This is a genomic window from Bradyrhizobium sp. NAS96.2, assembly GCF_001908235.1.
Taxonomy (GTDB): domain Bacteria; phylum Pseudomonadota; class Alphaproteobacteria; order Rhizobiales; family Xanthobacteraceae; genus Bradyrhizobium.
In genome coordinates this window covers 45,200-57,245 of record NZ_LGHK01000022.1, presented here as the reverse complement: position 1 = coordinate 57,245, position 12,046 = coordinate 45,200, and the positions used below count along the sequence as shown (strand labels likewise).

At 55.7% G+C, this 12,046-nt stretch carries 8 protein-coding genes and 4 pseudogenes; 10 read left to right on the top strand and 2 right to left on the bottom strand.

Annotated features, from left to right (window positions below; all coding sequences use genetic code 11):
- Nucleotides 1-207: 207 nt before the first annotated feature.
- From AC628_RS05860 to AC628_RS05825, 8 genes and pseudogenes are all read left to right on the top strand, one after another.
- Nucleotides 208-722 (top strand): annotated as a pseudogene (locus AC628_RS05860) (transposase family protein); the annotation flags it as partial.
- 569 nt (nt 723-1,291) lie between these two features.
- Nucleotides 1,292-2,965: a class I tRNA ligase family protein gene (locus AC628_RS05855; RefSeq protein WP_168193309.1), complete on the top strand. Its 1,674-nt coding sequence runs from the start codon at nt 1,292-1,294 to the stop codon at nt 2,963-2,965.
- Nucleotides 2,962-4,179 carry an MFS transporter gene (locus AC628_RS05850; protein WP_083632614.1) on the top strand — a complete coding sequence of 406 codons (1,218 nt, stop codon included), beginning with the start codon at nt 2,962-2,964 and terminating at the stop codon, nt 4,177-4,179. Before AC628_RS05855 ends, AC628_RS05850 begins: the two co-directional genes overlap by 4 nt.
- 24 nt (nt 4,180-4,203) lie before the next feature.
- On the top strand, nt 4,204-5,514 hold the full coding sequence (locus AC628_RS05845; RefSeq protein ID WP_074125781.1) for a lysine N(6)-hydroxylase/L-ornithine N(5)-oxygenase family protein: 1,311 nt from the start codon (nt 4,204-4,206) through the stop codon (nt 5,512-5,514).
- Nucleotides 5,515-5,567: 53 nt separating this feature from the next.
- Nucleotides 5,568-5,915: a cupin domain-containing protein gene (locus AC628_RS05840; protein WP_074125780.1), complete on the top strand. Its 348-nt coding sequence runs from the start codon at nt 5,568-5,570 to the stop codon at nt 5,913-5,915.
- Nucleotides 5,905-6,993, top strand: a complete 1,089-nt coding sequence (locus AC628_RS05835; RefSeq protein ID WP_074125779.1) for an NAD(P)/FAD-dependent oxidoreductase — start codon at nt 5,905-5,907, stop codon at nt 6,991-6,993. The genes AC628_RS05840 and AC628_RS05835 overlap by 11 nt, the downstream gene beginning before the upstream one ends.
- Nucleotides 6,994-7,003: 10 nt before the next feature.
- Nucleotides 7,004-8,179 (top strand): alanine racemase, encoded by a 1,176-nt coding sequence (gene alr, locus AC628_RS05830; protein ID WP_083632612.1) that lies wholly within the window; start codon nt 7,004-7,006, stop codon nt 8,177-8,179.
- Complete coding sequence (locus AC628_RS05825; RefSeq protein ID WP_245321044.1) at nt 8,176-8,919, top strand: hypothetical protein; 744 nt, start codon at nt 8,176-8,178, stop codon at nt 8,917-8,919. The genes alr and AC628_RS05825 overlap by 4 nt, the downstream gene beginning before the upstream one ends.
- 327 nt (nt 8,920-9,246) lie before the next feature.
- Here AC628_RS05825 and AC628_RS05820 read toward each other — a convergent pair.
- A pseudogene (locus AC628_RS05820) lies at nt 9,247-9,494 on the bottom strand (IS5/IS1182 family transposase); the annotation flags it as partial.
- Nucleotides 9,495-9,670: 176 nt separating this feature from the next.
- Between AC628_RS05820 and AC628_RS05815 the strand changes: the two are divergent.
- Nucleotides 9,671-9,844: pseudogene (locus AC628_RS05815) on the top strand (transposase domain-containing protein); the annotation flags it as partial.
- An 80-nt stretch (nt 9,845-9,924) separates the two neighbouring features.
- Here AC628_RS05815 and AC628_RS05810 read toward each other — a convergent pair.
- Nucleotides 9,925-10,047: pseudogene (locus AC628_RS05810) on the bottom strand (transposase); the annotation flags it as partial.
- A 641-nt stretch (nt 10,048-10,688) separates the two neighbouring features.
- On the opposite strand from AC628_RS05810, the gene AC628_RS41995 reads away from it, so the two are divergent.
- Nucleotides 10,689-11,963: a Fic family protein gene (locus AC628_RS41995; protein WP_168193308.1), complete on the top strand. Its 1,275-nt coding sequence runs from the start codon at nt 10,689-10,691 to the stop codon at nt 11,961-11,963.
- Nucleotides 11,964-12,046 lie beyond the last annotated feature (83 nt).

The following is a 12,046-nucleotide window of genomic DNA, read 5'->3' as shown; positions in this document are numbered from 1 at the left end:
GCAATACAGTGAGCGTGAGAGCCAATGCCCGCCGTACGTCACGCCATCGTCAATCTCGTCCTTCGGCCGCCGTCGCAACGGTATCCACACTGCCGAAAACAAATCCTTGAAGAACACTGGCGCAAACAAATTCTGCCAAAGTAGTGCTAGGTGTTTAGTCCCAAGCTTTGATGGTGCATTCTTGTCGCACGACTCGAAGGATGCGCTATGGGACAAGTTTTACACGGCTACGCCACCACGACGGAGGCAGTCCGTCGAGCAATACAAAATAGTCAAGAGAGCCTGAGGGCGCGCGCCAAGCGCTACGGGATCAACCAGAAGACTGTCGCGAAGTGGAAGCAGCGCGAGACCGTCGCCGATCGTTCGACAGGCCCCAAGGAAGCCAAGTCGACAGTCCTTTCCATCGAGGAGGAGGCGATCATCATCGCTTTCCGGCGGCATACGCTGCTGCACTCGACGATTGCCTCTATGCCCTGCAGCCGACCATCCCGCATCTGACGCGATCATCCCTGCACCGCTGCCTCCAGCGCCACGGCATCAGCCGATTGCCGGAGGTCGAAGGCGGCAAGCCTTCGAAGAAAAAGTTCAGGGCTTATCCGATCGGCTATTTCCACATCGACATCGCTGAGCTCCAGACTGCCGAAGGCAAGCTCTACCTCTACGTCGCAATCGATCGCACCAGCAAGTTCGCCTTCGTGCAACTGGTCAGGAAGATGGGAAGGACCTCATCCCTATTCCGACGAGCGACACGACAGATAGGGCAGCCCGGACACGGTTTGTCTGATGGATTATGCCCGTACGGAAGCAGAGCCGGACACCATCAATAGGCCTGGATTTCGATAGCAAGCACAAGGAGGCTCCGGCAGAGGAACCCTCCGGGATACGGTTGGATGCCTTGCGTCGACGCGCTTCGAGCCAGCTTCCCGTCCTATTGGCCGTGCATTGGTTGCTGCCTCCACACGGGAGTAGGCCTGAGACGCAATAGAACCGCGCCAGGATGAGTTTTGATGTTCGGATGAAGAAACAGGGTCGCAGTTCGAAGAGAGCAGCGCGAGCATCCGGCTCACCGGCTAGCCGGACTGCTTGTCAGGTTCGTGACCAAATGTCGGATAGTCGACGTAACGCGGGCAGAGACAAACGCAGAATCAGCAATTTTCAGTTGGCGTGCCGCTTGCTTCTCCATGACGTCATCATCGATCGGTTGCCGAGAGCGATTAGACCGCTTCATAAGCAGAGGCGCAGAGGCTGGGTATGTTGCGAGCTAGGTGGAGCGGCACGTGAAGCGGACGAAATGCGTGCAGATATGAGAAGCAGCCCAACTATCACGCCGCTGAATGTGGCGAACGTGCACCCTATCGATGTGTACATCTCCCCCGTCAACTTGACAGCCAATGGCAGGGCACATCTTGGTCATGCTGCCGGGCCATTTCTCAGAATGGATATCGTACAAAAACACCTGAAGAGGGCGGGCCATAATGTCCGCTCCGGGCTGACGACCGACGGCTTCGAGAACCATGTCCTGGTCCGAGCGGCGCGCGAGAACATTGACCCATCGGACTTGGCCCATGGCTGCCATATTGGGATCGTCGAGGATCTCGCCTCACTAGATATCACTTTCGATCATTTCGATGATCCCGCCTATGGCAAAAATCTGCAGCGGTTTTCAGATGTTAGCAACGCGCTCATGGATGCCTTATCCGCGGCGGGCTCGCTGGAGTTTCGCGCAGCGCGCTTACCCGTGGACGATGCAAGCTCTGCTGTCATGTCACCAGAAGAGCGTTTCTGCATTGGAGGCTGGTTCGGTGCGACCTGCCCAGTGTGCGAAGCAGCTGCCGGGAGCTTCTTCTGCGAACAGTGTGGACACCATTTCGAGCCTGACGAAGCCTTGAATCCGGTGTCGAGGCGAGGGCGGATCCAAGAATGGACAGACAACATTTCTGCCTTCCTTTCAATTTCTCAAAATGACCAGCTCCTCCGAGCGTGGGGCGACGCGGCTATCGAAACTGGCTTTCTGGACATTGGAATGCGCTATGTCGCACGCAAAGGACAGCAAATGCGGCTGACCGTACCAGGTCTGCATGGGCTGGCTTGGAATTCGCCGCAGTTCAATACCCGTCAGATACTGTTTAGCTACTCCTCGTTACTCTACGCTCATTCCCTCTATTGCGGGCAGAAAGACTCAGATGGCTCCGGTGCGACCAGTCCCTTTGCCCGCGATTCCGATACTTTCCTAATCGGCGCGACCGGTATCGATAATACTATACCGATGCTCGTCGGAGTTACTGGGTGCGCGTTGGGGCAAGAGTCATTTCGCCGATTTGATCGAATTTTTTTCAATTACTTCCTTCAACTGAATGGATCGAAATTCTCCACGAGTCGCGGCCACGTGATCTGGGCGGGTGAAATCGCTCGAATTCCAGGTATCTCCATCGACGTTCTCAGATTGTGTCTGTCGGAAATCTGCCCGGAAGAAGCGAGAACCGATCTGGTCCCGGAGCAATTTATTGATCGATACAATGCAATTTTCGATGAAAATTCTGCAGCCATCAGCCGATGCACGGACGCCATAAACGCGATGCCGGCGTTCAGCGGGTGTTACGTAAATGACGCGATGATGATCGCGCTGGACAGGCTCTACGAGCAACAGTGCGCCTCCCTTTCTCTTGAGCATCTGCGAGTATCGCAAGCGTCCAGACCGGTGATCGAATGGCTCAACTATCTTGATGGCATTCCGGACGATCAGACCGCTTACACATGGCTGATGGGGTTCAGCATACTGGCTTGGCCGCTGATGCCCAGGATAACAGAAGCCGTGTGGCACTGGTTCGGTCATGCCGGACATCCGGTCGCAGCATGCGCCTCGCTGCCTTCATCCGAACGAATCGGAAGCGCACCAAAAATAGATGGGCGCAGGTTAATGGCTGCAGATATTGATCGATGCCTTCCCGGAAGATTCGCAGCATGAGACCCGCCGCGAACGTCGTTTCTGCCGAGAAATTGCCCAATCGAGTGCCTTTGGAGGTCTCGATTCCCTTCATGCTTGGTAGCGTCAGCCTGGCCGTATCCTATGGCTCGAGCTTCTTTCTCGTGGATGCCTTGCGGTCCATTCGACAAGGCGCCACGATAGCTGGAGCTGTTATTTCGACCGGTACGATCGCGACGATACTGTCTTCGCTTGTAGCTGGCCGGATCGCGGATCAGTTGGGCGTGATGCGCACGATCACCCTTGCCGCCGCGATGATGGCGATCGCGATGATCTGTTTCGCATCAGCACCAGGCCTCACGCTCCTCGCTTATCTCGGCGGACCTTGTCTAGGTATTGGATGGTCAGTCTTCTATATGCTGGCGCCGCTTCAAATCCTGGAACACGTGCAGCCTGAGGCTCGTGTCAAGTATCTCACCTTGCTTTCTGGATCCCAAATGCTGGGGATCGGACTTGCCGTTCCCCTGGCGCGCGCCGTCGTGGAAATGTCCGGCTCTTACGTTGCAGTTTACACTGTATTCGCGGCCGCATGTCTCGTTGGCGCGATGCTTTTGGAATTCGCCGGCAGGGCACTGGCGCAAGCTCCTCAGATCAGAATGGCAACTGTACGACTCACGCTTGAGAGCGTGCGAGGAGCCGTCAAGTCGAATGCGCGTTATCCCATAATCATGATCGGCATCGGGGCGTGCGTTTTCGCCGGTCTGTCCACGTTCCAGACGCTGTACGCTGCTTCGCGGGGGCAGTCCGCTGATACGTTCTTCCTAGTCTTCACGCTGACAGTCGTCTTCTTGCGCTTTGCTGTGGCGCCGATCATCGGAAAATACCAGCTTGAACGGGTAGCCGCGTTTCTCATCGTATGCACAATGGCAGGGCTGCTCCTGCTTTTCATGAATGCAGGTAGCGCGGAATTCTACATCCTCGGTACAACCATGTTCGCCCTGGGATACGGGCTCAGCTATTCGACTCTGAACGGTATGCTCGTCTTCATTGCAGGTGAAGACGAGAGATCATTAGCAGTCGCTTCTCAAGTCTTCACGCTCTCCTACTTTGTCGGCCTCTTCGGATTTCCATATGTCGCCGGGCAGGTCGTGAATGCCCACGGCTTCGACAATCTGCTGGTGATCATGATGATCCTTGTCGTCGCCAACGGCGTCGTTCTCGCGATTCATGTGTTCTCGACCACCCGGGAGCGTTGAGTGACTCATTGTAAGGATAATGAGATGCCGAAGCAGGGCGACGTCCATGAGGTAACAGCAATCGGCGCAGGCCCGGCCAATCTGAGCCTGGCAGCTCTCGCGGCCCCGATTCCGCAGGTGTCTTTGCGCATCCTGGAAAGGTCGGATACGCTGAGGTGGCATCCAGGTTTGCTACTGGAAGGCGCCCTTATGCAAACCAGCCCCTTAAAGGACCTGGTCACACCGGCGGATCCGACCAGCGCATACAGCTTTCTCGCCTACTTGCACGATAAACGGCGGCTCTATCAAGCTATCGTTCGAGGCATCGCTTCGGTTAGCCGCAGTGAATTTGAAGATTACCTAAAATGGGCGTCGGAAAAGCTTGGTAACGTTCAATTCGGCGAACAAGTTGTTTCAGTCGAACTGTGCGGCGAGGCTTTTAGTATCGCTACCAATCGGCGCAGTTACCGAGCCCATACGACGGTGCTCGGCGTAGGTCGGGTACCCTCCATTCCTGACTGGAGCAAAAATGCGCCGGAAAATCAGGTGTTTCACGGAAGTACCCTCCTCGGGCAGCGCCGTGAACTTTCGAGCAAGCGTGTTGTCGTCGTAGGTGGTGGCCAAACCGGAGCAGAGGTATTTCTTCATCTGCTGCGCGGTGCGTGCGGCACGTTGGGAGCCCTCACCTGGGTTACGCGCCGCGCAAGTATATTCGCCCTTGAAGATAGTCCCTTCGTCAACGAGTGGTTCTTTCCACAGTTTGGCGGCTGGTTTTTTGAGCAAGGCGAGGCCACCCGGAGGCAAATCCTCGAGCGGCAATCGTTGGCAAGCGATGGCGTCAACTCCTCGACACTTCGCGCGATCTATAACGCACTTTACGATCGTGAAGTTGGTCGAGGAACTTATCCGGCTCAAGTGGAAATACGCGTCAATACAACGGCTGAGGGGTTGCGCGCCACGTCTCCGTTTCGCCTCGGGTTGCGTCAGCAGGCGACAGGCGTTTGCGCAGAACATGTCGCTGACATTATCGTTCTGGCCACGGGCTACCGCACCGAGATCCCTTCATTTCTGGAGCCGGTCGCAAACCGCCTTTCGATTGTGAGTGCGCCCGGTGGCTCTCGGGAGATCGCGGTGGAGAAAGATTTCTCGGCCCGTTTTGATGGCCCCGAAAAATGCCGTTTATACGTACAAAACGGCGCACGCTTTCAACATGGCATCGCTGACACAAATCTCAGTCTTGTTCCTTGGCGCGCTTCAACGGTCCTCAATTCCATCATTGGCCGCGTGGCCTACGATTGCGGACCTGCAACAGGCGTCGTCAAGTGGAACGGCACGGTGTCCGAGAGCGCCTGTTGAGGATCGACAAGTCGGCAGCATCCGGCGATCCAATTGTACTATCGGGATAGATCATGAAGAATGCGCAGCTGATGACCTTGGGCGAAATGACGGTCTATAGCCCTGGCGTATTGATATGCGACGTCAAGGGAATAGGTGATTCCAAGATCACTTGTCCGGTTGAACTCATCGAATTCCGCCTCCATCCGTTCGCGGTGTCGACGCCCCATTCTCATCCTTCCGCCGAGATATGGCGAATCACGAGCGGCCACGGCCGCGTCATGACCGACGATGGTGAGTTGCCTATCAAAGCAGGCGACCTGGTGTTTCTGCGACCAAATCAAACCCATTATCTGCAGAATAGCGGCAGCGAAGATCTGAGCGCCTTGTCCATCTCCTGGAAACAACTCAATGACCGATAGAATCTACGACCTCGCAGTCGTCGGCGCCGGCGTGATGGGCCTCAGTGCTGCCTTCATCGCAGCGAGCGATTGTCCGGAAAAACGAATCGCCATCGTCGAGCGAGATATCGTTGGGGCAGGTGCCAGTGGATTTGCTCCGGGGATCCAAATCAGCATCTGCCGTAACGAGAAGGAAAGAAACCTTCTCGATCGCGGTTCGAAATTCTGGCGTGGGATCTATCCCGATGGACAGTGGCCTAACGGCCGCAACTGTGATGTGTTTTGGTTGACGCGCAACCCGAACGAACTCGCGCGACAGAGCAGCGTGGGCGGCACTACTCCATCAACGTCTTTCGCTGTGGCCGAAAGGCTGTCATCGCTGCCGGGTGTTTTGGTTCCCGGCGATGTGGCCGTGGCGCTGGATCGGGGGTCTTACTGTCAAGTTGATTCCATTGCTAAGGATCTGGCTCAAAGACTTAAGCTCAACGGAATTTCCGTGTGCGAGAACACATCCATTGCAAGGATACGGCAGAGGTCAGGGGATATTCTTCTTCAGGCCTGTGATGACAGCGAAATCTCGGCGAAGCGGGCCATTCTTGCAATCGGTCCCTGGTTGCCGGAGTCTCCATTGCGGGAGCATCTGACGGCCGAGCCGCGATTGCGAGTTAAGAAGGTCGTCGCGCTTCACCTGGCCGCGCGCCCTACGCCGCACTGTCCAATGATCGGGCTGTTCGATGACTATGCCTTCCTCATTCCCATGATCGAGCAGGGATATTGGTTGTTCAGTTTTACTTCGCAGGAATGGGATGTGAAGCCGGACATCGATGCGCTGCGTGTCAGTTCGGATGATCTCGCGCGTGCAACCTCAATTCTTGCAAAGTGGTTTTCTTCCGAGCCTCCGGCGGTGGCGTCAGTACGTGTGTTCTGCGACTGCTATTCTGACGATGGCATCCCGTTTTCCCGTCCAGCAAGAGATGTCGCAGGTCTGCATGTGATTGGCGGTGGTGCGGGCAATGGGTTTCGCTTTGGGCCGGCATGTGCGGAAGAGGCCGTACGATCCCTGTATTCTCCGGATCGACAAGTCATTACTGCGACATGAGGGAAGGCAGATGCCGGACGTGATTGGTATCGAATCCGAGCTCTCGCACAAGTTGTCGGATCCGACTTACGATAGTGCCTCGAGATTCACCATGGTTGTTGATCTCGGTGCGATTGAAGGGAATTACCGGAAGTTTCGGACGTTGGCGCCCCATAGCGCTTGCGGCGCAGTTCTCAAGGCAGACGCCTACGGCCTTGGCGCGGCACGTATAGCGCCGTTCCTTGGCCGCCTGGGCTGCAGGCATTTCTTCGTGGCCGATATGGAGGAAGGGATTGCCCTGCGCGATCTGATACCATCATCTGCGAGAATCTACATGCTGCATGGCATTATGCGCGGTATGGAACCGGCTGCCGAGCATCATGATCTAATTCCAATCCTGAACAGCAGGGAACAGTTGGATGCATGGCTTCGCCATTGCCGCCTTCGCAACCGGCCTTTACCCGCAGGTATCCATGTCGACACCGGCCTGTCCCGGCTGGGGTTTCCCATAGATGAGTTGCAGAAAGTCGTCGAGAGTGAAAGCGCGCTGTCGGATTTGCCCGTCGTGCTGTTCATGAGCCAACTCGCCTGCGCGGAGTGGCGAGACGAGGTCAGTCGTCAACAATTATATCGGTTCCGTAAACTCACCCATTTGTTCCCGAAAGCCATTCTTTCTCTATCGAACTCGGCGGGATTATTTGCCGGATGCGAATTTCATTTCGATCTCATAAGGTCGGGTGGAGGAATTTTCGGTCTTTCCACCTCCGATGACCTCGACTTCAAACAATCGCAAGTTGTCCGCCTGGGAACGCGAATCATTCAATGTCGCGAGGTGGAGATCGGGGAAGCGATCGGGTACTACAGGTCATACACAGTGAAGAGACGGATGCGTGTGGCTACGGCCTCTATTGGTTATGCAGATGGTTTCCCGCGTAGTCTCGGCAATCGAGGGCACGTCTTTATATATGGCACTCGCGCGCCAATCGTGGGTTTCGTTTCGATGGATCTCATCACCATTGACGTAACGGATCTGCCCGAGAGCTGGACTTCGCCGGGCACAGTGGTCGACCTGATCTGCCCCGAGCAGACCGTCGCGGATATGGCTTCGGCCGCCAAAATGCTGAGCGATGAGCTGACCACAGGGATCGGACGGCGCTGTCGCAGGCTTTACGTATCAGCCCAACGCGATGATATGAGGCACCAGTGAACTCCTCCGCTTTGCAATCCCGCCAAGCGAATCAAGAGATCTATCTTGGCGATGAAGGCATGCGTCTCATGCGTCCCGATTACTTCACAGCTCGGGTGCGTCAGTTCCATGACTGTGAAAGAGCCTTCTATTTCGATCTCCTGCGCTCGACCTCATACCGTTTGATTATCGAAGTAGGTTGTAGTTGCTGTCGCCTTATCGGCGTCAAAAACCATGACAGTGATTACCTTGGGATCGATATAAATCCGTCTTGTGCCCGACGGTTGAGAGACATGAACGGAGCGGTTGTCCGCTGTGAGGCTAATAAATTTTTCAAACGAGCTCGGCTGATCAATGAGATCATGCGGCGATATGACGGAGCGGTGCTTTGCATATTGCCGTTTAATTTTCTTGGCACGATGGATGCTCCAATGGAATTTCTCGCACGAGTCTGCCAGATGCCGTTTGATCTCGCTTTGTCGCTCTTTTCAACCAGCGAGACGGCGACCGCCGCGCGTCTGGAATACTATAAGCTGTGCGGGATAAACGTTCAGGCTGTAGTGCGTACAGATGACTATGTCCGCTTGGACTGCTTGAACGGCTTCCAGGCGCTTGCTTTTAATCCTGGTGTTCTGACCAGGCGAATATCGGCATATGGCTTCCGCTTGAACGACGCAAAGTATTCTGATGTCTGTAACTTCCTCCATTTCAAGAGAGAGCGGTCCAAGGTCTTTCGCCGTGAGGCTTACGAGGCAAGCTGAAGGGGTGCGGAGGAGAGCGACCTCTGGTCCATCGTAGACGCCAGCAGCGAAGATGAAACGGGTCTAAAGTTTGGTCCTAAGTGTCGGATCATTGGCGGAGCGCTCATTCGCTGAAGCCAAGGACCGAGGCGACATTATCTCCAAGTGTCGATCGCTAGCTGCCAATAAGATGATCACGCTAGCATCAGAACGTCTGTATAGCGAACTTTCAAGTCCGTCGTAAACCGATTCAAACCATTCTCATTCTGGAGCACTGAAGCGGCCAGGGAATTGAAGCCAGCGAAGATCGGATCCGTGCGAAAAGCAACGAAAGTATTTAGTCGGCCGTTAAGAAGCCGGGTTGAGGTGGCTGGAAAGGCGAGCATTCGCCATTGCAATCCCAGGAACAGGCCCAAGAGTTCTCTGAGCCAGGCGAGGATGCGGCGGAATTTGTGGCCCACGGCTGAGAGGATGACGTTGGCGGCATCGCCGGCGCGGCCTTTGAGGTAGCAGCGACCGAGGTGACCTTCAGCCTTCATGTGTCCGATGATGGGCTCGATGGCGGAGCGGCGGCGCAGCTTGCGCTTGATGGCGCCTGGCCTGCCACTGAAGTTTCATCCGGCGGCGCTTAGAGTCTCGGGGTTTTGTACGCCAAGCGGCGCGGGTGGAGCAACGGGCGATCGGCGGAGCTGGTCGGGGTTGCGCAGCCGAGCGCCCGGTTGCGGTGAATGTGGCGGCGGTAGGCCGAAGGTGTGAGGTATTGCAGCGAAGAATGCTGACGATGATCGCGACTTGTCGCCTCAACGAAGTCGATCCCAAGGCCTGGTTCGCCGACGTCCTCGCCCGTATTGCCGATCGTCCCGCATCGCGTCTGCACGATCTGCTGCCCTGGGAATGGAAGCTCTTGCGCCAAGCCGACAAGCCCGCCGATCAGCAGGTCGCCTGACCTTCACGCAACGCTATCATTGAGCTCGCCGTGCCCGCGCGCATGCGTCAATCGGGGGCGGTATTCGTCGTATACGTACTCTGATTGGGATGCACGTCGAACTGCTCCGCCAATTGAGCCAGCGTTCGATCGCCCTTGACGGCGGCCACCGCGACCCTCGCCTTGAAAGCCGGTGTGTGGTTCCGGCGTGCGCGTCTCGTCATCGTCTCTCCTGATTCGCGGGCCAATCTTGCCCGCCGTCAGGCAGAAACTCCACTTATCGCACTGTTCAGATTTGCGGAGCCGGCTCTGAAGGCTACGCCGGATGCCTACTGTGAAGCGCGCGCTTGAATCATCGTGATAACCAAGCCGTCGCGTGGAAGTGCGGACACATGCTTGGCGCCTGTGCGTCAGGTTATGGTCAACTAAGCCTGTATATCATGATTGAGCGGCACTCGCTCAACAACGTGCAAATTGCCGATAGGGGAGGAATCTCATGTACGGTCGAATCGTTGGCTCATCCAGTCAGTCCATAAGCGCTAGCCAGGCTGATGAATCGAGAGACTCAGAAGATAGCCTTCGCTTTGCAGAAACGGTTGCAGGCATGGAGCTAGGCGATGATCAAGCGATGCTACATCCAGAGGTCGCTCAGGACGACGTACACTCAACTATGTCGCGAGCCAGCTCTGGCCGGCAGATGGATCGAGCGGGATCGTCCGGCGCATTGCGCTCGGAACTTCAAGCGTGGTGCAATCAAGCACCCACGAAAAACAAATCGTCATTCTTTCGCAGCAAACTGTGTTGTGTTCCATCGACGTCAGATGAAGCAAGCGCGTCGCGATCACGCGAGCAAAGGCAAGTGGCCATGGATCGCATCCTGCGCTGTTTTGACGAAGGTGGGACGGACCTAAATTTAAGTGGCCTGAATTTGTCGCATCTGCCCCCTGGGCTCAATCGGATTCATCACCTGCGTCGCTTGGATATTTCGGAGAACGCCGCGCTCACCCAGTTGCCCAATGAAATGTCCCAGTGCAAGCATTTGACGGAGCTCATTGCGAATGATTGCTCAATTGTCGAGCTGCCTCGTAGTATTGGGGCGTTGAAGAACCTAACCACGCTTTCGCTATCATTCAACTCATTGCGTGGATTGCCGAATGAAATAGGCGACTGCGAAGCGCTTGAGAAACTTAGCTTGGCAGGCTGCAAGCTGCGACTGCTACCCAGCACACTGGGAAATCTTCAAAATCTTTCGACGCTTGATTTGGCATCAAATAGTGAATTGAGCAATCTTCCAGATATGAATCTTAGAAATGTAGCGGTCTACGTTACAGGGACACAGCTGGCACTCATGTCCCGGGTATTCCAGTCTCCGGCGTTAGAGCATCGGGAGCGCTTATCTTTGTCTAAAAGATGCGAGGAAATAAAGCACGTGTGGAGTCAAGTCGGAAGCGAGTTATCCGCCGATGCGGGCTTCCGCATAGACAAGCTTCGGTGTTCCGCTTCCAGAACATTGGCGGAGAATTATGAAATCGATTCTTCATGGCAGCATGCTGCAGCCACAGTGCAGGAGTGGGCGAAGAAGAATTCTCCATTCACGAAAGAAGGCATTTTAGAAAGCATTTTTGCACTAAATCGTATATTGCTGGGAAATGCGGATGAGGCTACGCCCATCGGCGTTCTGCGAGAGGTGGACGTGCAGCCTGTAAGCGAGGATTCTTGGACTACGAAAAGATATCCGCCACCTCAAACACTTTCCAAAGAAATGGACGCTTTCGCCGATTGGGCCGCAGGCAACGAGCGCGGCTTGACATCCAGTGGTCCCATGGCCGTGGTGGAGTTCGCGGCTCAGGTCCATCAGCGGTTGGCCAGCCTTCATCCCTTTCAGGATGGCAACGGACGAACCGCTCGCTTGGCAATGGACTGGGTGCTTTTGCGGCACGGACTACCGCCGTCACCGCCGATCGGACCAGCTAGCCGCGCCCCGGCCGTTTTCTTAGGGTCTCGGCAAATTCAGATTGAGGATGTCGTACGAGAAACAGTTCAAGGCATGGAGGCTGCGCTTCGAGAAGCGGCGCCCGAGTTCGACGCTAAACTCGTGTTTTCGGCCGAATTGGCGATTTCATCTCAACAAAATCAATGACCTACGCGGGCCGAGGAAACTTGCTGTTCGCCCTCTGAGGTGACGGTCGGCCCGCCCCGCGGCAAGCTCCTATCGAGGGTTGA